Origin of the sequence: Olsenella uli (genome assembly GCF_016899935.1) — a bacterium.
Classification (GTDB): Bacteria; Actinomycetota; Coriobacteriia; order Coriobacteriales; family Atopobiaceae; genus Thermophilibacter; species Thermophilibacter uli_B.
Genome location: NZ_JACJJK010000008.1, coordinates 1 through 20,362 on the forward strand (window position 1 = coordinate 1; position 20,362 = coordinate 20,362).

At 68.6% G+C, this 20,362-nt stretch carries 15 protein-coding genes and 1 tRNA gene; 2 read left to right on the forward strand and 14 right to left on the reverse strand.

The genetic code is table 11. The annotated features are described in order from the left end of the window. Positions 1 to 821: 821 nt before the first annotated feature. From H6A07_RS07795 to rimP, 11 genes are all read right to left on the reverse strand, one after another. A tRNA-Asn gene (locus H6A07_RS07795) sits at positions 822 to 896 on the reverse strand. A 163-nt stretch (positions 897 to 1,059) separates the two neighbouring features. Further along, positions 1,060 to 1,485 (reverse strand): hypothetical protein, encoded by a 426-nt coding sequence (locus tag H6A07_RS07800; RefSeq protein ID WP_204814364.1) that lies wholly within the window; start codon positions 1,483 to 1,485, stop codon positions 1,060 to 1,062. Positions 1,486 to 1,487: 2 nt separating this feature from the next. After that, positions 1,488 to 2,852 carry an RNA polymerase sigma factor RpoD gene (gene rpoD / locus H6A07_RS07805; protein ID WP_204814365.1) on the reverse strand — a complete coding sequence of 455 codons (1,365 nt, stop codon included), beginning with the start codon at positions 2,850 to 2,852 and terminating at the stop codon, positions 1,488 to 1,490. A 44-nt stretch (positions 2,853 to 2,896) separates the two neighbouring features. Next, positions 2,897 to 4,831, reverse strand: coding sequence for a DNA primase (dnaG, locus tag H6A07_RS07810; RefSeq protein WP_204814366.1), 1,935 nt, complete (start codon positions 4,829 to 4,831; stop codon positions 2,897 to 2,899). Further along, positions 4,828 to 5,922, reverse strand: coding sequence for a bifunctional riboflavin kinase/FMN adenylyltransferase (gene ribF / locus H6A07_RS07815; RefSeq protein ID WP_204814367.1), 1,095 nt, complete (start codon positions 5,920 to 5,922; stop codon positions 4,828 to 4,830). Before ribF ends, dnaG begins: the two co-directional genes overlap by 4 nt. Next, entirely contained in the window at positions 5,922 to 6,857 is a 936-nt protein-coding gene (truB, locus tag H6A07_RS07820) for a tRNA pseudouridine(55) synthase TruB (protein WP_204814368.1), read from the reverse strand. The genes ribF and truB overlap by 1 nt, the downstream gene beginning before the upstream one ends. Continuing rightward, a complete protein-coding gene (locus tag H6A07_RS07825; protein ID WP_204814369.1) occupies positions 6,854 to 7,879 on the reverse strand; it encodes a DHH family phosphoesterase in 1,026 nt (341 codons plus the stop codon). Before H6A07_RS07825 ends, truB begins: the two co-directional genes overlap by 4 nt. Positions 7,880 to 7,885: 6 nt before the next feature. Beyond that, positions 7,886 to 8,290: a 30S ribosome-binding factor RbfA gene (gene rbfA / locus H6A07_RS07830; protein ID WP_204814370.1), complete on the reverse strand. Its 405-nt coding sequence runs from the start codon at positions 8,288 to 8,290 to the stop codon at positions 7,886 to 7,888. A 53-nt stretch (positions 8,291 to 8,343) separates the two neighbouring features. Next, positions 8,344 to 10,956, reverse strand: a complete 2,613-nt coding sequence (gene infB / locus H6A07_RS07835) for a translation initiation factor IF-2 (RefSeq protein WP_204814371.1) — start codon at positions 10,954 to 10,956, stop codon at positions 8,344 to 8,346. 65 nt (positions 10,957 to 11,021) lie between these two features. Beyond that, entirely contained in the window at positions 11,022 to 12,266 is a 1,245-nt protein-coding gene (nusA, locus tag H6A07_RS07840; protein WP_204814372.1) for a transcription termination factor NusA, read from the reverse strand. A 30-nt stretch (positions 12,267 to 12,296) separates the two neighbouring features. Further along, complete coding sequence (gene rimP, locus H6A07_RS07845; RefSeq protein WP_204814373.1) at positions 12,297 to 12,773, reverse strand: ribosome maturation factor RimP; 477 nt, start codon at positions 12,771 to 12,773, stop codon at positions 12,297 to 12,299. A gap of 181 nt (positions 12,774 to 12,954) precedes the next feature. Between rimP and H6A07_RS07850 the strand changes: the two genes are divergently transcribed. Together H6A07_RS07850 and H6A07_RS07855 are read left to right on the forward strand one after the other, a co-directional pair. Next, the gene (locus H6A07_RS07850) at positions 12,955 to 13,257 is read left to right on the forward strand and encodes a hypothetical protein (protein WP_204814374.1); all 303 of its coding nucleotides are present in this window, start codon (positions 12,955 to 12,957) and stop codon (positions 13,255 to 13,257) included. A 28-nt stretch (positions 13,258 to 13,285) separates the two neighbouring features. Further along, entirely contained in the window at positions 13,286 to 14,041 is a 756-nt protein-coding gene (locus tag H6A07_RS07855; protein WP_204814375.1) for a zinc ribbon domain-containing protein, read from the forward strand. 518 nt (positions 14,042 to 14,559) lie between these two features. Here the strand turns inward: H6A07_RS07855 and leuS are convergent. The 3 genes from leuS to H6A07_RS07870 all read right to left on the reverse strand — a co-directional run bounded on the left by leuS (position 14,560) and on the right by H6A07_RS07870 (position 20,362). Beyond that, the gene (gene leuS, locus H6A07_RS07860; RefSeq protein ID WP_204814376.1) at positions 14,560 to 17,121 is read right to left on the reverse strand and encodes a leucine--tRNA ligase; all 2,562 of its coding nucleotides are present in this window, start codon (positions 17,119 to 17,121) and stop codon (positions 14,560 to 14,562) included. Positions 17,122 to 17,439: 318 nt separating this feature from the next. Beyond that, positions 17,440 to 18,951, reverse strand: coding sequence for an IMP dehydrogenase (locus tag H6A07_RS07865; RefSeq protein WP_204814377.1), 1,512 nt, complete (start codon positions 18,949 to 18,951; stop codon positions 17,440 to 17,442). Positions 18,952 to 19,072: 121 nt separating this feature from the next. Then, a complete protein-coding gene (locus H6A07_RS07870; RefSeq protein WP_204814378.1) occupies positions 19,073 to 20,362 on the reverse strand; it encodes a glycosyltransferase family 2 protein in 1,290 nt (429 codons plus the stop codon).

Here is a 20,362-nt window from a genome sequence, read left to right on the forward strand (position 1 = left end):
AGATGTGTATAAGAGACAGGCTCGGGGGCCGGCGCCGGGACGGGCTCGTCAACGGGCTCCGGCTCGGGAGCGACAACAGGCTCCGGAGCGGGCACGGGTGCGGGTGCAGGCGCGGGAGCGGGGGCGGGCGCGGTTGCGGGCGCGTCGAGCTTGTTGCCGCAGTTCATGCAGAAGAGGTCGCCCTCGTTCATGGGGGCGCCGCAGACGGGGCACTTCGGGCCGGCCCAGTTGGCCGGGGCGGCGGGGGCCTGAGCAGCGGCCTGGGACGCAGCGAGGGCGGACTGGATCTCGGCCATGGGCTTGCCGCAGCCCGAGCAGAAGACGTCGGAGGCACTCACCTGGGACCCGCAGAACGGGCAGGAGAAGTGCGTCGCCGCAGTCTGGGCGGCGTGGCTCTCGCGCTCGATGCGGTCGAGCTCAGCCTGAATCTGCGCGCGCTCCATGTCGATGGCAGCGATTCCGTCATAGAGCGCCTCGCGGCCGGCGCGGAAAGACGGGTCGTTCTTCGTCAGGTCGTAGAGGCTCGCGCCGAGCTGGGCGGCGAAGCTCTGGCGACGCTTGAGCGCGTCGGTCATCTGCGCCTTGAGCTTGACCGAGTCGGTCGTGCGGCCGGCGGCGGCGACGCCGCGGTTGAACGTCGACTGCATGCTATCGAGAAATCCCATGTTGGCTCCGATCCCTCTTGTGACATCCGAGAGCGGGACGCACGTCCCTCTGCACATGGTAGCCCAACGGGACGGGATCCGTGTTGCGCAATAATGACGCTGCGGACAACGGCGACACAAAAAGACCGGGGCTCGCGGCCCCGGTCCCTCAGTCTCTGGCTCCCCGGGTAGGATTCGAACCTACGACACGCTGATTAACAGTCAGCTGCGCTACCACTGCGCCACCGGGGAATGTATCGTGCGCACAAGAGAACAGTATACAGATGCGCTCGCGTCGCGCAAGCCTCATTTTGGAGTAATTTTGCCGCGCCCCTCCGCGCGAGGTCACGGCGGCAGAAAAACGCCGCCCCCGCAGGACACGAGGGCGGCGAAAAGCATCGGACCGGGAACTCCCCTACCGGTCGAGCGCCTCGTTGTGGGCCGTGCGAGCAGAGACCAGCCCAAGGACGCCGAGCACGGCGAGAAGGACCTCGACCCAGCCGACCTGGCCGGTGGTGACGCCGAGCCCCACCTGGACGAGCGAGGCGACGAGCATCACGGCGCACAGGGCGTTGAACTTGCCGACGTTGCGCGGGCTGTTGGCCGCCCGCGCGCCTGTGACGCCCACGATGAGGCAGTAGAGGCCCACGACCACGGCGAGCACGCCCAGGACCTCGGCGGCGGTGGCGCCGTCGTAGGAAGCGCCGTCGCCCAGGCTCACGCGGATTCCCGCAGCGAGCGGGGAGCCCAGCAGGAGCAGGACGCCGCACACGACCTCGACCAGCGCGACGAACAGGATGACGAGGGAGACGATCTTGAATCGCTTCTGGTGGGGAGACATGCCTAGTCCTCCATGTAGTCCTTGAGGCGGCCGCTGCGGCTCGGGTGGCGCAGCTTGGCCAGGGTCTTGCTCTCGATCTGACGGATGCGCTCGCGCGTCACGCCGAACTCGCGCCCGACCTCCTCGAGCGTGCGCGGGTGGCCGTCCTCCAGGCCAAAGCGGAACTTGATGACCTTGCGCTCGCGGTCGGCCAGTCCGTCGAGCACCTGGTCGAGCTGCTCGCGCAGCATCGAGTCGGACGCAGCCTCCGGCGGCGCGACGGCGGTGGAGTCCTCGATGAAGTCGCCGAGCTGGGAGTCCTCCTCCTCGCCGATCGGCGTCTCCAGGGAGACGGGCTCCTGGGAGATCTTCTGGATCTCGCGCACGCGGTCCGGGCTCATGCCCATCTCGGCGCCAATCTCCTCGGGGGTGGGGTCGCGGCCCAGGTCCTGCAGCAGCTGGCGCTGCACGCGGATGAGCTTGTTGATGGTCTCGACCATGTGCACCGGGATGCGGATGGTGCGCGCCTGGTCGGCGATCGCGCGGGTGATGGCCTGACGAATCCACCAGGTAGCGTAGGTGGAGAACTTGAAGCCCTTGGTGTAGTCGAACTTCTCGACCGCGCGGATGAGGCCGAGGTTGCCCTCCTGGATCAAGTCCAAGAACAGCATGCCGCGACCCACGTAGCGCTTGGCGATGGACACCACGAGACGCAGGTTGGCGGAGATGAGCTGCTGCTTGGCGTCAAGTCCCACCTGCTCGATGCGCATGAGGCGGCGCTGCTCGGCGCGGGTGAGCTCAAGCTCGCCGGCCTCGGCCGCCTCGAGCTTCTCGGTCGCGTCGGTGCCCGCCTCGATCTTCATCGCGAGGTTGACCTCCTCGGAGGCGGTGAGCAGGTCCACCTTGCCGATCTCCTTGAGGTACATGCGCACCGGGTCGCCGGTGAGCATGGCCGTGGAGGTGTCCTGACGGCGCGCGCGGGCGCGCGAGGAGCGCTTGGGCTTGGCGACGCGCGCCTTGGGGACGGAGCGCAGCGCCTCCTTGACGATCTTGGCCTCGGCGACGCTCTCGGACTCCTCGCCCTCCTCGTCGTCGAAGGAGTCGACGGAGTCCGTGTCCTCGTCGTCGAAGCCGTCCCCGACCGAGACGTCGGCGGAGAAGTCCTCCCCGCCCTCGGTCGCGGGCGAGGCGCTGACCTCCACGCCCCGGGTGCGCAGGGCGTCGTAGAGGTCGGAGAGCTCGTCGGAGTCGACGTCAATGTCCTTGATGGCGAGCTGGATGTCGTCCTCGCTCACGCTCGAGGAGGAGGCGCCCGCCACGAGGCCGTCCACGACCTTGGCCAGGTCGTCGGAGAGCTTGATGTCGTCGTTCGTCTTCTTGGCAGCCACGGATATCCTTTCGACGCATAAACCTTCGAGATTATACCCAAAAGTTACTCGGAGAATCCGGACGAGAGCCGCGCGGAGAGCTCGCCCGAGCGCCGCTGGAGCTCGGTCGCCTCGGAGAAGAGGCGCTCGGACTCCTCGCCCTCCGCCGAGCGCAGCTGCGCGCGAATCTGCCGGATGCGGCGGCGGCACGAGCAGAGCTCGGCGGTGTCGACGATGAACTCGAGCTTCTGCTCGTCGGAGAGCTCGTCCTCGTCCATGACGCGCCCGCCGGAGAGGATGCGGGGGGCGTCGGCCACCACGGCGCTCGCGGCGGCGACGACCTCGGCCGGGGAGGTGCCCTCGGGCGTGGAGAGCATGGCCCACGCCATGGCCTCGTGCCGCTCGTCGCACCAGAGGAGCCCGGCGATGCGCGCGCCGAAGGGGCGCATCGCGTCGGGGCGCTGCGCGATGGCGCTGAGCAGCTCGCGCTCCGCGGAGAGCTGCATGCGCTCGTCGGCCGAGAGCCGCACCGTGCCGACCGGGGCGTCCCCGCCCCCGGCGGGCTCCGGGGCTGCGGGCGCCGCATCGTAGGCCTCGAGCGGGACGTAGTCGTCGGGGGCCTCGCCGTCGGGGGTCGGCGCCGGGGCCTCCCGGCGCGCGGGGGCGGGCGCGGGCGTCCTTCTCGCCGGGCGCTCCTCGTCGAGCTCGCGCACGGGGGCCTCGCGGATGGCGCGCTTGGTCTCGGCCACGTCCATGCCGAGCGCGTCGGCCAGGCGCGTCGCGTACTCGTCGAGCAGGACGGAGCGCTTGAGCGGGGCGAGCACCCCGGCCATGTCCTCGAGCGCGCGCACGCGCCGCCCCGGCGCCGAGAGGTCGTAGCCCTCCAGGCGCTTCTCAAAGACGAAGTCCATGAGCGGGCGCGCGGCGGCGAGGATGGGCCGCAGCTCGTCGGCCCCGTGCGCGGCGAGAAACTCCATCGGGTCCTGGCCGTCCGGCAGCACCACGCACATGAGTGCCGCCGAGGTCTTGTCCAGGTAGCGGATCGCCCGCTCGGCCGCGCGCTGGCCGGCCGCGTCGCCGTCGAACAGGCAGACGATGCGACTCACGCGCTGGCGCTCCATGAGGCGCACGTGGTCCAGCCGGAAGGCCGTGCCGAGGGCGGCCACCGCGTTGGTGAAGCCCGCCTCGTGCATGGCGATGACGTCGGTGTAGCCCTCGCAGACGATGGCCTCCCCCGTCGCCGCCATGCCCTCCTTGGCGCGGTCGTAGGCGAAGAGGTGCTTGCCCTTGTTGAAGGCGGCGGTGTCGCGCGTGTTCACGTACTTGGCCACGTTGTCGCGCTTGGCGCCGATGACGCGCCCGCCGAAGGCGATCGTGCGGCCCTGCTCGTCGTGGATGGGAAACATCACGCGCTCGTAGAAGCGGTCGACGAGGCGCCCGGAGCGCTCCTGCGCCAGGTCGGCGGCGACCATCTCGGCCGCCGTGAAGCCGCGCTCGCGCAGGTGGGCCACGAGCGCGCCGCGCCCGGGCGCGAAGCCGAGCCCCCAGCGCCGGCACACGGCGGAGCCGAAGCCGCGTCCCGCGAAGTAGCGCCGCGCCTCGTCGGGACCGGCCCCCCTGCCGCGCATGAGCATCGTGTGGTAGAACTCCTCGGCCGCGCCGAGGGCCTCCATGAGGCGCGTCTTGCGCGGGCCCCGCCGGGCGCCGCGCTCCTCCGTGAGCTCGATGCCGGCGCGGTCCGCGAGGTAGCGGATCGCGTCCGGGAAGTCCAGGTTCTCCCGCCGCTGCACGTAGGAGAAGACGTCGCCGCCGTCCCCGCAGCCAAAGCAGTGCCAGAGCCCCGTCTGCGGGTTCACCTTGAACGAGGGGCTCTTCTCCCCGTGGAAGGGGCAGCACCCCCAGAACTCCTGCCCGCGCTGCCTGAGCTCGACGGTCTCGGCCACGAGCTGCACGAAGTCCGTCGCCTGGCGGACCTTCTCCTTGTCCTCGTCGGTGATCACGCGAACGCCTCCCCCCTCAGAGAGATTCCCCGCTCGCCAAGCGTAGCACGCACCCAGGACACGTTTCCGAGCACCACGCGCTCGAGCTCGCCCACGGACGAGAAGGACCTCGGCTCGCGCAGCCAGCGCGCAAAGGCGACCTCCACGCGCGCGCCGTAGAGGTCGCCCTCAAACCCCAGCAGCGTGGCCTCCAGGAAGGGGGCGCCCTCCTCGCCGGGCGAGAAGGACCTCGGCTTGCCCACGTTGATCGCCGCTGGCCACGCGGTGTCGTCGCAGATGACGTAGCCGGCGTAGACGCCCTCGGCGGGCAGGCACAGCTCGGCGGGCACGCGCACGTTGGCCGTGGGGAAGCCGAAGCCCGTCCCCTCCCCGCGTCCGTGCTCGACCTCGCCGGGGACGACGTGGCAGCGCCCGAGCAGGCCGGCGGCCGCCTCCACGCGACCGGCGCCGAGGAGGCCCCGGATGCGCGTGGCCGTCACGGGCGCGCCGCCCTCGTCGAGAAGCGCCATGCCCACGACGCCAAAGCCGTCCGCGCGCCCCAGCTCGGCGAGGGCCTCGACCGTGCCCGCGCCGCCGGCGCCCAGGCGAAAGTCCGACCCCACCACGATGACGTCCAGGTCCATGAGCTCGCCGAGCGTCTCACGCACGAACCGCTCATACGGCAGAGCCGCGAGCTCGGGCGTGAAGTCGAGCACGACCACCCGGTCCACGCCCTCGACCGAGCGCAGGGCGCGAAGGCGGGCCTCGTCAGAGAGCAGCAGCTTCTGCGGGTGCTCCGGGCACAGGACGACGGACGGGTCGGGCGAGAAGGTCACCACGACGAGCTCGTCGCCGCGCGCGAGCGCCTCCTCGCGCGCCCGCGCGACCAGCGCCCGGTGCCCCACGTGCACCCCGTCGAACGCCCCGATCACGCAAACAGATTTCTTGAACCCGTGCAGCCCCACTCTCCGAGCAACGCCCACCAGGGCGTCGGAGGTGTTCCGGAGAAAAGTTCCGCGCAGCGCACTTTTCGGAGGAACACCTCCGACGCCCCCGATGGGATTGTCAGGCGAGAGCGCGAGGAGCTGCTGCTCGAGGTTCTTCTCGCCCATCAGCGGACTCCCTCGATGCCCTGGGGGAAGTTGGACTCGCAGACGAGCCGCGCGCCCTCGCGACGCCAGATGCCGACGAGCGCGCCGCCAAAGACGAGCGCGACGCGCGCCCCGGGCGAGGGGGCGGCACCGGAGCGCAGCGTGCCCACGGGGATGCGCCGGCCGCACGTGACGTCGGCGACCTCCTCGAGCGCGAGGTCGCGCGCCGGGAGCCCGAGCGTCGCGACGGGGTCGAGCGCCCGCTCGCGCACGAGAGCGGCGCCTCCCTCGGCGAGCTCGTCCAGCTCCACGCAGTCGGAGAGCGTCACGGGCCCGGAGAAGGTGCGCCTGAGCGCGCCCACGTGCGCGAGACAGCCCAGCTCCAGACCCAGGTCGCGCGCGATGCTGCGGACGTAGGTGCCCTTGGAGACGTCGAGGTCGACGACCCAGGCGCGCTCCTCGGGGCGGACCTCCACGAGCTCGGCGCCAAAGATCGTCACGGGACGCGGCCGGAGCTCCAGCTCCTCGCCCGCCCGGGCGGCGTCGTAGGCGCGGCGCCCCCCGACGGAGACGGCCGAGAAGCGCGGCGGGACCTGCTCATGCTCGCCCACGAGACGCGCGACCTCGGCGGCGGCGCGCGCGGGGTCGAGCAGCTCCGCCGGCACGTCGGCGGCGGCTACGACCTCGCCCTCGGCGTCGTCGGTCGTGGTCTGCGCGCCGAGCGAGACGGTGGCGCGGTAGCCCTTGCGGTCGAGCGTGAGCAGGCCGAGGAGCTTGGTCGCCTGCCCGATGCCCACCACGAGCACGCCGGTCGCGGCCGGGTCGAGGGTCCCGGCGTGCCCCACGCGGCGCTCGCCCACGGCGCGGCGCACCCGGGAGACGACGTCGTGGCTCGTGAGGCCGGCGGGCTTGTCTATGGCGACGAGCGCAGAGAACGCGCTCGGGCGGCGGCTCACCGCGCCTCCCCGTCGGTCGCGTAGAGGGCGCGGAGCTTGGGAAGGACCACCGCGAGCGCGCGGTCGATGTCGCCCTCCACGGTGAAGCCGGCCGCCGCCGGGTGGCCGCCGCCGCCCATCTCGCGGGCCACGACCGAGATGTCGCGGTCGGACTTGGCGCGCAGGTTGCCGCGCACCTTGCCGCCCGGCACCTCCTTGAGGAAGAGCGCGACCTCGCAGCCGTCCACGCGACGCACGATGTCCACGAGGCCGTCGCACTCGGCCACCGGCACGGCGTTGGCCTCGAGGTCGGCCATCGTGGCGTAGCTGTAGGCGATCCGGCCCTGCTCGAAGGTCGTGATGCGCCCCATCACCGTGGCGGAGAGGTGCAGGTAGCTCAGCCGGTCGCTCTGATAGACGTGCAGCGACACCTCCGAGGGCGAGGCGCCGGCGTCCACGAGCGCGCTCGCGACGCGGAAGGCCTCCCCGTTGGCGTTCTGGTACTGGAAGCGCCCGGTGTCGGTGACGAGGGCGCAGAGCAGGTTCTGGGCCATCGTGGGCGTGAGCTCGGCGCCGAGGTGGAGCGCGTACTCCGCCACGATCACACCCGTCGCCGCCGCGTCCGGCCGCACCACGCCGGCGTCCCAGAAGGCCTCGGCCGACGGATGGTGGTCCAGCACCGCGACGCGCCCGGAGCGCTCGAGGACGGCGCGGGCGTCGGCGAGCCGGCCCGGCTGCGAGAGGTCCACGCAGACGAAGAGGTCGGGGTCCTCGCGGTAGTCCACGGCGCGCACGAGGCGCTCGGCGCCGGGCAGGAACTGGTAGATGCGGGGCACGACGTCGTCGTCGGCGAGCAGCGCGCTCACGCGCTTCTCGGGCCAGCGGCGCTCGATGAGCTCGACGAGGGCGAGCTCGGAGCCGAGGGCGTCGCCGTCGGCCGAGGTGTGCGCGCAGACGGCGATCGTGCGGGCGGCCTCGACGAGCCGCGTCACCGCGTCGAAGCTGGGGGCCTGGGCGACGACGGTCGCCTCGTCACACAGCATGCTCCCCTACCCCTCGTCCTTCTCGCCGGACGGCTCGAGCGGGTAGCCGAACTCGTCCTTCTCCACCGCGAGCGTCGCCGGGACGTCCTCGAGGGCGCGCCCGATGCGCTCAGCCTCGTCGGTCGTGGTGTCGATGCGGAAGTCCAGCTCCGGGGTCACCCGCCAGCCGAGCGCGCGGCCCAGAAGCGAGCGGATGCGGCCCTTGGCGCGCGCGAGCGCGGCGGTGACCTCGTCGTAGCGCTCCGCGTCGCAGCTCACGTACGCGCGCAGGTAGGACTTGTCGACCGAGACCTCCACGCCCGTGATGGTGACGAGCGCGAGGTCGGGGTCGGATATCTCGAAGAGCAGGATGTTGGCGAGCTTGACGCGCGCCTGCTCGTTGGTTCTTCTCGAGTGCTGGTTCTGCTTCATGTCTCATGCTCCAAGCGGGACGGGGCCGCGCGGGCCCCGCCCCAGAGAGGCGCCTACTCGGTGCGGGCCACCTGGTCGATGCGGAAGCCCTCGATCTGGTCGCCGGGCTTGACGTCCTGGAAGTTCTCCAGGCCGATGCCGCACTCGAAGCCCGCCTTGACGCTCTTGACGTCGTCCTTGTAGCGGCGCAGCGAGGCGATCTTGCCCTCGTAGACGACGATGCCGTCGCGGACGAGGCGGACCTGGTCGTCGCGGGAGATCTCGCCCTCCTGGACCATGCAGCCGGCGGCGATGCCGACCTTGGGCACCTTGAAGGTGTCGCGGACCTCGGCGACGCCGGTCTGGACCTCCACCTCGGTGGGCTTGAGCATGCCGATGCGGGCGGCGTCGATGTCCTCGATCGCCTTGTAGATGACGCTGTAGGTGCGAATCTCAACACCGTCGCGCTCGGCCGCGGACTTGGCCTTGGCCTCCGGGCGCACGCCGAAGCCGATGATGATGGCGTTGGAGGCGTCCGCGAGGGTGACGTCGGTCTCGGTGATCGCGCCGACGGCAGAGTGGATCGTGTTGATGCGGACCTCGGACTGGTCCATCTTGTCGAGCGAGTCCTGGAGCGCCTCGATCGAGCCCTGGACGTCGGCCTTGATGATGAGGTTGAGCTCCTTGACCTCGGCGTCGGCCATCGTGTCGAAGAGGTTCTCGAGCGTGACGTGCTTCACGCGGTTCTGCTCCTCGATGCGGGCCTTGAGGGCGCGCTGGTCCGCGAGGTCACGCGCGTCGCGCTCGTCGCGGAAGACGCGGAACTCGTCGCCGGCCATCGGCACGCTCTGGAGGCCCAGGATCTCCACGGCGTCGGAGGGGCCCGCCTCGGTGACGGCGTTGCCCTTCGGGTCGAGCATCGCGCGGACGCGGCCGTAGGACATGCCGGCCACGAGCGCGTCGCCGATGCGCAGGGTGCCGCGGGTAACGAGCACCGTGGCCACCGATCCGCGGCCGCGGTCGAGCTTGGCCTCGAGGACGTTGCCGGAGGCGAAGGTGTCCGGGTTGGCCTTGAGCTCCAGCACGTCGGCCTGGAGCAGGACGGTCTCGAGCAGCTCGTCGATGCCGATCTTCTTCTTGGCGGAGATGTTGACGAACATGTTCTGTCCGCCCCACTCCTCCGGGATGATGCCGTACTCGGTGAGCTCCTGGCGCACCTTGTCGGGGTTGGCGCCGGGCTTGTCGATCTTGTTGACGGCCACGATGATGGGCACGCCGGCCGCCTTGGCGTGGTTGATCGACTCGACGGTCTGGGGCATGACGCCGTCGTCGGCGGCCACGATCAGGATGACGATGTCGGTCACCTTGGCGCCGCGGGCGCGCATGGCCGTGAAGGTCTCGTGGCCCGGGGTGTCGATGAAGGTGATCTGACGGCCGTTGATCGTGACCTGGGAGGCGCCGATGGCCTGCGTGATGCCGCCGGCCTCGCCCTCGGCCACGCCCGTGTGGCGGATGGCGTCCAGAAGCGACGTCTTGCCGTGGTCGACGTGGCCCATGACGGTGACCACCGGCGGGCGCGGCTTGAGGTCGGCCGGGTCGTCGTAGAAGGTGAAGGAGTTCTCCTCCTCCTTGGTCATGACCTTGACGTCGCGCCCGAGGTCGTCGGCCACGAGCTCGATGAGCTCGTCGGACATGGACTCGGTGAGCGTGAGCGGGGTGCCCAGCAGGAAGAGGCGCTTGATGATGTCGTTGGCGGGCACGCCGAGAAGCTCGGCGAGCTCCTGGACGGTGGAGCCCTGCGGGACCTTCACGGTGTCGAGCTGTGAGAGGTCCTGGTCGTTGGCGAGCGCCTCCTCGATGCGCTGCTCCATCGCGTGCTCCTCGGCCTGCTTCTGGCGGCGCTCCTTGCGGCGCTTGCGGCGGCCGGTGGACTCGCGGGACGCCTCCTCGACGGCCACGCGGGCCTCCTCCAGCACGCGGCTGCGGTTGTAGGCCTCGGCCTCGCGGGCCATGCGGCTGTAGCGGTCCTCGCCCTCGTCGCCGCGACGGCCCTTCTTGCCGCGACGGCGGCCGTTCGCGTCGGAGGCGGGGGCGGGAGCGGAGGCCGGCGCCGCCGAGCGGGACTCGGTGCGGGCGCGCTCGCCGCGGTGCTGGCCGCGACCCTGGCCGGCGGCCTTCTTCTGGGCGGCCTCCTCGGCCTGCTGCTTCAGGATCTGCTCCTGCTGCGCGATCTGGTCGAGCAGGGACGAGAAGGACGGGACGGACTTCGGCGCGTTGTCGCGCACGCGGTTCTTCTCGGCCTCCTCCTTGGCCTTGCGCTCGGCCTCGGCGCGGGCCTCCTCCTTGGCCTTGCGCTCGGCCTCCGCGGCCGCGCGGCGGCGCTCCTCCTCGGCGCGCTCGCGCTCGCGGCGCTCCTCGGCGGCGATGCGCTCCGCCTCGGCCTTCTCGGCGGCGATGCGGGCCTCCTCGGCCTTGGCCTCCTCCTCGGCGCGCTTCTGCGCCTCGATCTCGGCGGCGTGGGCCTCGAGGATGGGCTTGAGCTTCTTGCGGACCATCGACACGTAGGCGTCCTCGAGGGTCGAGGAGGCCGACTTCGCCGGGATCTTCAGGTCGCGGAGGTGGCCGAGCATCTCCTTGCTGGAGATGCCGTACTCCTTCGCGAGGTCATGTACGCGCGTCTTTGCCATGTGACCTACCTTCCAAGCATGAGGCGTGTCGCCTCAGAGAGTCGTGTGGGCGCCTGCCTTGCGTGCTAGATGAGCGAGTCCGGGTCAGAGGAGACCTCGGCGGCGGCCAGCTCCTCGTGGACGCCGCAGAAGCGCGAGCCCGGGCGCGCCATGTTGCGGCACTGGATGCCCGTGGGGCCCACGTACTCGCAGCGGTGGGACTCGCCGTCGTCGGAGGGCTCGTCCTCGACGGTCGCACGCGGCAGGTCGCGCAGGATGCCGGCGGCCAGCGACTCGTTCTTGATGTCGATGTGCAGGCCGGTGAGGCGCGCGGCGAGGCGGGCGTTCTGGCCCTCCTTGCCAATCGCGAGGGAGAGCTGGTCGTCGGGGACGATCACCGTGGCGTAGCCGGTCTCGGGGTCGATCACCACGCGGGAGACGCGCGCCGGGGAGAGCGCCGAGGCCACGCAGCGGGCCGGGTCGTCGCTCCACAGGACCACGTCGACGCGCTCGCCGCGCAGCTCGGAGACAACGGTGCGCACGCGGCTGCCCTTGGGGCCCACGCAGGCGCCCACTGGGTCGAGGCGGTCGTCGTTGGAGGAGACGGCCACCTTGGAGCGCACGCCCGGCTCGCGGGCGATGCTGCGGATCTCCACGACGCCGTCGTAGACCTCGGGGACCTCGAGCTCGAAGAGGCGGCGCAGCAGGTCGGGGTGGGTGCGGGACACCACGATGGGCGGGCGCTGGCGCTCGCCGCGCACGACGGGCTGCGTGGAGTTGGGGTCGCGCACGTCGATGATGATCGCGCGGATGCGCTGGTTGTGGCTGTAGCGCTCGCCGGCGGGGCGCTCGTTGCGCTCGTCGGGGTGGCGGCGCTGGTCGAAGTGGGGCAGCTCCGCCTCGACGCCCTCGCGGATCTTGATGATCGTGAAGTCGGGCGTGGACTGCAGCACGGTGCCGGTGATGATGTCGCCGACGCGCTGGGAGAACTCCTCGTAGATCTGGACGCGCGCGGCGTTGCGCACGATGGCGCGGATCTCCGCCTTGGCGTGCTGGGCGGCGATGCGGGAGGTGTCGGCCGGGGTGACGTCGACCTCGTCGAACTCGCTGTACTCGCCGGTCTCGGGGTCCTCCTCGCCCTTGGGCACGAGCTCGTAGACGTAGACCTTGCCCGTGGCGCGGTCGATCGTGACGCGCGCGCCGAAGGGCAGGTGGAGCACGTCGGCGTAGCTCTTGGCGAGCGACTGCTCGAGGCGGGTGATGAGGTCGAGCTGGTCGATGTGCCGCTCCTCGCAGAGCTGCTCGAGGGCTGCCATCATCTCAGAGGCCATGTGGGTTCCTTTCGTCTCTCCGGAGCTTCCCTAGGCGGGGAAGTCGGGCTTGATCGTGCACTTCCTGACGTCGTCGAACGGCATGTCCACGCGCGCGCCGTCCACCTCGAGGCTCACCGTGCCGTCCTCGATGCCGAGGAGGGTGCCGGTGTAGCGCCGCCGCCCCTCGCCGGGGACGAGCGAGAGCGCCACCGTAGACCCGGCGAAGCGCTCGAAGTCGTGCGGGCGACGCAGCGGGCGCGCCATGCCCGGGCTCGAGACCTCGAGGGTGAAGCTGGAGGGAATCGGGTCGAGCTCGTCGAGGGCGGCGGAGATCCACTCGGTCTCCTCGGTCACCTCGTCGAGCGTGATGGTGGGCAGAGACTCGTCGGCGTGGTCGATGCGCACGCGCACGCACGGCGCCTTGGTCGCGCCGACGACCTCCACGTCAACGACGTCGACGCCGCGCTCGGCCGCGCGGGCCTCCAGGGCGTCGATGATCTGCTGCTCGATGCCGGACTTGGGCATGGCTCCCCTCCCGTCTTCATACAGAAAGGAAGCGGGGCGAGAAGATCCACCCCACTTCCTGCGGTTACAGCTTCGAATACGCAGCTAGTCTACGGTGTTTCTCGCCTTCCGTCAAGCGACCCTCCACGAGAAGCCCACAAGAGGGTGGACAGGGGCCGAGGCGGTGCACAAACGGGCCGGTTTGGCAGAAGCGCTGCCGCCGCAACGTAAAAAGCTGCCGACTTGGCAGGGCGAGAAAAACCTCCAACTGGGCGTTCTTCTCGCCCGCTGCACAAAAGCGCCAACTTGGCGCGTGATTCCCTGCCAAGTCGCCCCCTTTGTGCACGAGAAGGGCCTCTCCCCTGCCAAGTCGCCCATTTTTGCGCATGTCGATGAGCTGGCGCTGCTTCGTCCTCGAACCAAGGGGGCCGGAATCCAAGCCGACAAGAACCATGGTCACGGATACGTCGCAAGCTCCGCCCCCCATGGTGTACCGTATCATTAACTCAAACATTCCACGGAGAGGGGCGCCCATGCTTGCCGTCCGCATACCCACGGGCATCATCGAGTACACCGCGAACGTCACGGCGCGGCGGCCCATCGTCTACCGCTGCTGGTATTGCTGGCATGAGCAGGTATACTTCACTGAGATTAAGGCGTCGGCAAGCGGCATGTACCACACGTTCAGCTCCGCGACGAAGAAGTCCGCCACGCAGGAGCGGACGCGCGCCAGCGCATTAGCGGAGCTCGACGCCGTCGACGAGAGAACTGCGCACAAGATTAACGTCGAGCACGACTATGGCTACGTTGGCTCGGTCGTGAATTGCGGCTCCTGCGGCCTCGTACAACCCTGGTCGACCGTCCCGAAGCCGTGGAGACTCGCAGAGCACGGGGTGTGGACCATCTGCACCGTGCTCTGCGCGTTCCTGAGCCTCTCTCTTCCTCTAGCAATCGTCGAGCTGGTCAGGGGCGAGGGGAATCTAATCACATTCGCACTGTCGCTCGCCTTCTTTGTTGCACTCATAGTACTTCTCGCCCACCGAATCGTCTACGACACAAAGCGCCGCTCCGTCCTAGACAAGATGCGGGCGTCGCTCTTCGATCCGCCAATCTACGTCAGCAAGGCGACGCAGGAGCAATGGAATCGAGGGAACACGGACCGAGCCGACGTTCGGCGCATAATCAACGCGGCAATCGCAGGGCAGACGCGGTTCTGCCCGAACTGCGGCACAAAGCTCAGCGTGGGCGGCTACTTCTGCCCCAACTGCGGCGCCCCCGTCCATTCATAAAGCGCTTCGTGCGTCGTAGCCCAGAGGCACCGTCCACCGATTGCTTCTCGCCGTACGCCGCTACGACGGGTAGAACCCTCCCTACGGCTCGGCGGTCACACCGCGTACCGAAGGCAGCGCCGTACCCGCGAGGGGAGGTGATGCCTATGGATATGACTGAGGTCGTTGCTCTTCTGACAGGATGTCTGACAGGATGTGTGTCCCTGGCTCTGGCAATAGTAAGGCTTGTCCGAGAGGTGCGAGGTATGTCCGATGAACGAGAAGGCCGCCAGCGCTAGCACGTAGGCGGCCGGACTCAAGTAACGGCACTGCCTAGGTAACCACACGTAGGCTGCCGTCGAGCCTATTGTACCCACTCCCGGGCACTCCAAGCCCGTCAAACCCAACCTGCCGACAAGAACCTCTCGGCAGCGCGTGAGACCCGACACGCAGAAGGCCCGCCGATGTTCCGGAGAGAAGTTTCACGAAGTGCACTTCTCGGAGGAATGTCGGCGGGTCTCCCCTGCCTGCGTGAGGACCTACACCGCCACTATGTTGACCAGCCGGCCCTTGATAACGATGACCTTCTTGATCTCCTTGCCGGCGAGCTGCTCGGCCACGGCGGCACGGGCGGCCTCCTCGACCTCGGCGTCCGTGGCGTCGGCCGCGACCATGATGCGACCGCGGACCTTGCCCTTGATCTGGACCGCGATCTCCACCTCGTCGGCCTTGGCGGCCTCGGCGTCAAACTCCGGCCACGCCGCGTTGTAGACCGAGCCCTCCTGGCAAAGTGCCTTGTGCCAGAGCTCCTCGGCCCAGTGCGGGCAAATCGGCGCGAGCATGGTCACGATCGCGTGCGCCACGGCGAAGCAGAGCGCCGGGTCGCGCTGCTCAACGGCGACCTCGTTCACGTACTTGGACGCGGCGTTCGTGATCTCCATGACGGCGGAGATGGCGGTGTTGAACTGGCCGCGGTCGAAGTCGGATGTGCACTTGAGGCCCATGCCGTTGAGCGTGCGCCAGAGGTCCTTGCCCGCCGCGTCAAGCGCGCCCGCGTCCACGGAGCCGGCCGCCGCGCTCTGCGAGAGCAGCCAGACCACGCGCCACGCGCGCTTGATGAAGCGGTTGGCGCCGGCGACGGCCTCCTCGTCCCAGTTGAAGTCCTTCTCGGGCGGCGCAATGAAGAGAATGGCCAAGCGCATGGTGTCCGCGCCGTAGGGCTCGATCACCGAGGACGGCGGCACGACGTTGCCCTTGGACTTGGACATGGTGTCGCCGTTGGCGTCCTTGACCATGCCCTGGCAGAGCAGGTTCTCAAAGGGCTCGTCTATGCCGATCATGCCGAGGTCGCGCAGGACCTTGGTGAAGAAGCGGCTGTAGAGCAGGTGCAGGATCGCGTGCTCGATGCCGCCGATGTAGTTGTCCACCGGCATCCAGCGGTCCACGGCCTCCTTGGAGAAGGGCAGCTTCTCGTTGTGCGGGTCGCAGTAGCGCAGGTAGTACCAGCTGGAGCACGTGAAGGTGTCCATGGTGTCGGTGATGCGCTTGGCCGGCTTGCCGCACTTGGGGCAGGTGGTCTCGTAGAACGGCGCGTAGGCGGCCAGCGTCTCGCCGGCTCCGAGGTCGAGCGCGTCCGGCAGCGTGACGGGCAGGTCCTCGTAGGGCACCGGAACGTCGCCGCAGCAGTCACAGTGGATCATCGGGATCGGGTTGCCCCAGTAGCGCTGGCGGCTGATCAGCCAGTCGCGCAGGCGGAACTGCACGGTCTTGCGGCCGAGGCCCTGCTCGCCGAGCCAGTCGATGATGGCGTCCACGGCCTCGGAGTGCTTGCCGCCCTTCATGCCGGTGAACTGGCCGGACTGCACGAGATAGCCCTCGGCCTCCATCGCGTGGTCCCAGTCCACCGAGGTCACGACGAGCTCGCGCTCGTCCTTGAGACGCTCGTACAGCGGGTCGTCCTTCTCGCAGATAATCGGGGCGATCTCCAGGCCGTACTTCTTGGCGAAATCGAAGTCGCGCTGGTCGCCGCAGGGCACGCCCATGACGGCGCCGGTGCCGTAGTCCATGAGGACGTAGTCGGCGACCCAGATGGGCGCCGGACGGCCGTTCACCGGGTTGATCACGTAGCGGCCGGTGAAGACGCCGTGCTTCTCGCGCTCCGAGCCCTGGCGGTCCACCGAGGAGACCTTCTCAGCGGCGGCCTTGAGCTCGAGGAAGGGGGCCTCGTGCTCGGTGCCGGCCACGAGCTCCGCGGCGAGCGGGCTCTCGGGCGGCAGCAGGAAGAAGCTCACGCCGAAGAGCGTGTCCGGGCGCGTGGTGAAGACGGTGATCTTGGTGTCGGTGGGGGTCACGCCGTCCTTGTCGGCGAGCGCGAAGTCGATCTCGGCACCCTCGGAGCGGCCGATCCAGTTGGCCTGCATCGCGCGGACGCGCTCGGGCCACTTGCCCTCGAGCTTCTTGAGGTCGTCGAGCAGCTCCTGGGCGTAGTCGGTAATCTTGAAGTACCACTGGGAGAGAGCGCGCTTCTCGGGCACCGACCCGCAGCGCCAGCACTTGCCATCCACGACCTGCTCGTTTGCGAGCACCGTCTGGCAGCCCGGGCACCAGTTCACCGGCGAGTTGTCGCGGTAGACGAGGCCCTTCTCCCACATCTTGAGGAAGATCCACTGGCCCCACTTGTAGTACTCGGGGTCGCAGGTATTGAACATGCGGTCGTAGTCGTAGGAGAAGCCCATGCGGCGCATGGTCTTGACCGCCTGGTCGATGTTCTTGTGCGTCCAGACGCTCGCCTGCGTGTTGTGCTTGATCGCGGCGTTCTCCGCAGGCAGGCCAAAGGCGTCGAAGCCCATCGGGTGCAGCACGTCGAAGCCGCGCATGCGGGCCTGGCGCGCCATCGCGTCGCCGATCGTGTAGTTGCGGGCGTGGCCCATGTGCAGGTCGCCCGAGGGGTACGGGAACATCTCGAGGACGTACTTCTTGGGCTTGCTCGGGTCCTCGTCGGTCTTGTAGAGCTCCTCGGCGTCCCACTCGGCCTGCCAGCGGGTCTCGATCTCCTCGGCGTCGTAGGCCGGGACCTCGAAGTTCTTGTCGGCGTCGCTCATCTGCGTGGCTCCTTCGTATGCGATGGTCAACTGCGTCATTGTAGCAGCTCGGGCCCGCTTGGCGACAAGAACGGGCGCGGCGGCGTAGGTTATGCGCACGCGCGAAGGTTATGCGCAGGCCGCGAGTGGAGGTTCTTCTCGCCCGGCTCAGCTACCTGCAATTATGAAGACCTTAACCGTGCGCATACCCTTCAACGGCGCGCATACCCTACAAGATTGCGCATAACCTCGGGCGGGAAGGCGCGGACGAGAAGAACGACCGCCCCGGGCCGTGAGGCGCCGGGGCGGCTGCGGAATCGAGGTTCTTGTCGCCGGCGATTACCGGTAGCTCACCGAGTGCTGCGAGTCCTTGACGACCACGTCGTGCGCGCCGCCCTCGACGATCGAGGTAGAGCTCACGAGCGTGAGGCGCGCCTTCTCCTGCAGCTCCTTGATCGTCTTGGCGCCGCAGTTGCACATCGTGGACTTGATCTTGTAGATCGTCTGACCCACGCCCTCCTTGAGCGAGCCCGCGTAGGGCACGTAGGAGTCCACGCCCTCGACGAAGCCCAGCTTGGAGGCGCCGCCCTGGTCATAGCGCTGCCAGTTGCGGGCACGCGCGGAGCCCTCGCCCCAGTACTCCTTCATGTACTGGCCGTTCACGTTCACGCGCTCGGTCGGGGACTCGTCGAAGCGCGCGAAGTAGCGGCCGAGCATCATGAAGTCGGCGCCCATGGCGAGCGCGAGCGTCATGTGATAGTCGTAGACGATGCCGCCGTCGGAGCAGACGGGCACATAGACGCCAGTCTCCTCGAAGTACCTGTCGCGCGCGCGGCAGACGTCGATGACGGCGGAGGCCTGGCCGCGACCGATGCCCTTGGTCTCGCGCGTGATGCAGATCGAGCCGCCGCCGATGCCCACCTTCACGAAGTCCGCGCCGCAGTCGGCGAGGAAGCGGAAGCCGTCCTCGTCCACGACGTTGCCGGCGCCCACCTTGACGGAGTCGCCGTAGTTGGCGCGGATCCACTCGAGCGTGCGCTTCTGCCACTCGGAGAAGCCCTCGGACGAGTCGATGCAGAGCACGTCCGCGCCGGCCTCCACGAGCAGCGGCACGCGCTCGGCGTAGTCGCGCGTGTTGATGCCGGCGCCCACCATGTAGCGCTTGTTGGCGTCGAGCAGCTCGTTGGGGTTGGACTTGTGCTGGTCGTAGTCCTTGCGGAAGACGATGCCCACCAGGTGGTCGTTCTCGTCCACGACGGGCAGGGCGTTCAGCTTGTTGTCCCAGATGACGTCGTTGGCCTTCTTGAGCGTGATGTCCTTGTCGCCCACGATGAGCTTCTCGCGCGGGGTCATGAACTCGCGAACCTTCTTCTGGTGGTCGTCGCGCGTGGGGCGGTAGTCGCGGCTGGTCACGATACCGAGGAGCTTGCCGCGCGAGGAGCCGTCGTCGGTGACGGGCATGGTGGAGTGGCCGGTGCGCTGTTTAAGCGCCATGACCTCCTCCATCGTCATGTCCGGCGTGAGGGTGGAGTCGGACTCCACGAAGCCGGCCTTGTGATCCTTGACGGCCTTGACCATGGCCGCCTCGGCCGCGGGCGTCTGGTTGCCGTAGATGAAGGCGAGGCCGCCCTCGATGGCGAGCGCCACGCCCATGTCCACGCCGGAGACCGACTGCATGATGGCCGAGACCATGGGGATGTTGAGGCTGAGCGCGGGCTCCTCGCCGCGACGGAACTTCACGAGCGGCGTCTTGAGAGACACGTTGTCGGGGATGTTCTCCGCTGAGGAGTAGCCGGGGACGAGCAGGTACTCGGAAAAGGTGTGGGACTCCCCCTCGAAGAACGTTGCCATGTGCCGGCTCCTCTCCCCGCCTCGGCGGTGTCGTGTGAGTTCACGCCATTGTAACATCCGCTCACGGCTCCATCAGGCACCGTTTGCCGAGAAAACGTGCCTAAAAGGGGTCTGACCCCTTTTAGGCATTGCCCACGACGTCCTCCACGTTCACGGCGATGTCGTGCTTGGTGGGGACCCACTCGACCTTCTTGAACAGGGCCGCCACCGTGATCGGGATGTAGGTCATCATGAACAGCGGGAACGTCAGGATGTTCGTGAGCACGCGCCAGCGCTTCTTGGCATGGATGTGGGAGCGCTCCGAGACGGTCGTGATGATCGCCAGGACGAAGAAGACCACGTACATCGAGACGAACGTCATGATCAGCGAGCCCACGCACATGTCGAGCTCGGTCTGGGTGGCGATGAAGCCGTGGCTGAGCGAGCCGATGATGAGGTAGGTGGCGTTCACCGCAAAGGAGAGCAGCGTCAAGATCATGCCCGGGGCGATGGTCATGAGCATGTCGTAGCTCGCGAACTGGCCCTTGGAGATGCCCTTCACAAGATCTCGGCCATACGAGAAGAACACCTCGTAGAAGCCCTTGGTCCAGCGCATGCGCTGGGTCCAGGAGGCCTTGAAGGTGACGGGCTGCTCGTCAAAGAACTCCGCCGGGGCGTAGCCGATCTGGACGTTGTTGGCGCAGCAGAACGTGGAGAACTGGATGTCCTCGGTCAGGGTGTGGAAGTCCCAGCCGTGCATGCCGCGCACGATGCGCTCGGAGACGAGCCAGCCGGAGCCGGAGATGGCGCAGCTCGTGCCCGACATCATGCGGGCGTTGTTGAGGAACTTCGCCTCGCGCATGAACCAGAGCGCGTAGGCGGCGCTCACCCAGCTCGAGTCGAAGTTCTTGGAGTTGCGGTAGCCGGTGCAGACGAGGTAGCCCGCGTCGAAGGCCTGGTTCATGACGGAGATGTAGTCGGGCGACACGAGGTTGTCGGCGTCAAAGATCACGAAGGCCTCGTACTTGTCGCCATAGTCGTTGAGGATGCGGTCAAAGGCGTAGTCGAGCGCCCAGCTCTTGCCGCGGCGGGCGAGGTCGTTGCGATCCCAGACGGTGGCGCCGGCCGCCTCGGCGGCGGCGTGGGTATCGTCCGTGCAGGCGTCGCACACCACGAACACGTCCATGAGCTCGCGCGGGTAGTCCTGGGAGAGGATGGAGGTCACGAGGTTGCCGATGACCGCCTCCTCGTTGTGCGCCGCGATCACGAAGGCGTAGGAGTGGCGCCGCTTGGCCTCCGGCAGGCGCACCGTGCCGCGCACGATGACCCGCAGCACGTAGATGATCTGGTAGAGGTAGGCTGCGGTGAAGAAGAGCCAGATGAGAAAGTTGAAAATGACGATCGGCGTCAGGCCGAACCGGTTGAACTCCAT

What these genes read in the sequence shown, in the direction of transcription:
- H6A07_RS07800 (WP_204814364.1), bottom strand. Translation starts at nt 1,485, where the DNA reads ATGTCTCCCCACCAGAAGCGATTCAAGATCGTCTCCCTCGTCATCCTG.
- ribF (WP_204814367.1), bottom strand. Translation starts at nt 5,922, where the DNA reads ATGGGCGAGAAGAACCTCGAGCAGCAGCTCCTCGCGCTCTCGCCTGAC.
- H6A07_RS07825 (WP_204814369.1), bottom strand. Translation starts at nt 7,879, where the DNA reads ATGCTGTGTGACGAGGCGACCGTCGTCGCCCAGGCCCCCAGCTTCGAC.
- rbfA (WP_204814370.1), bottom strand. Translation starts at nt 8,290, where the DNA reads ATGAAGCAGAACCAGCACTCGAGAAGAACCAACGAGCAGGCGCGCGTC.
- infB (WP_204814371.1), bottom strand. Translation starts at nt 10,956, where the DNA reads ATGGCAAAGACGCGCGTACATGACCTCGCGAAGGAGTACGGCATCTCC.
- nusA (WP_204814372.1), bottom strand. Translation starts at nt 12,266, where the DNA reads ATGGCCTCTGAGATGATGGCAGCCCTCGAGCAGCTCTGCGAGGAGCGG.
- rimP (WP_204814373.1), bottom strand. Translation starts at nt 12,773, where the DNA reads ATGCCCAAGTCCGGCATCGAGCAGCAGATCATCGACGCCCTGGAGGCC.
- H6A07_RS07855 (WP_204814375.1), top strand. Translation starts at nt 13,286, where the DNA reads ATGCTTGCCGTCCGCATACCCACGGGCATCATCGAGTACACCGCGAAC.
- leuS (WP_204814376.1), bottom strand. Translation starts at nt 17,121, where the DNA reads ATGAGCGACGCCGACAAGAACTTCGAGGTCCCGGCCTACGACGCCGAG.
- H6A07_RS07865 (WP_204814377.1), bottom strand. Translation starts at nt 18,951, where the DNA reads ATGGCAACGTTCTTCGAGGGGGAGTCCCACACCTTTTCCGAGTACCTG.
- H6A07_RS07870 (WP_204814378.1), bottom strand. Translation starts at nt 20,362, where the DNA reads ATGGAGTTCAACCGGTTCGGCCTGACGCCGATCGTCATTTTCAACTTT.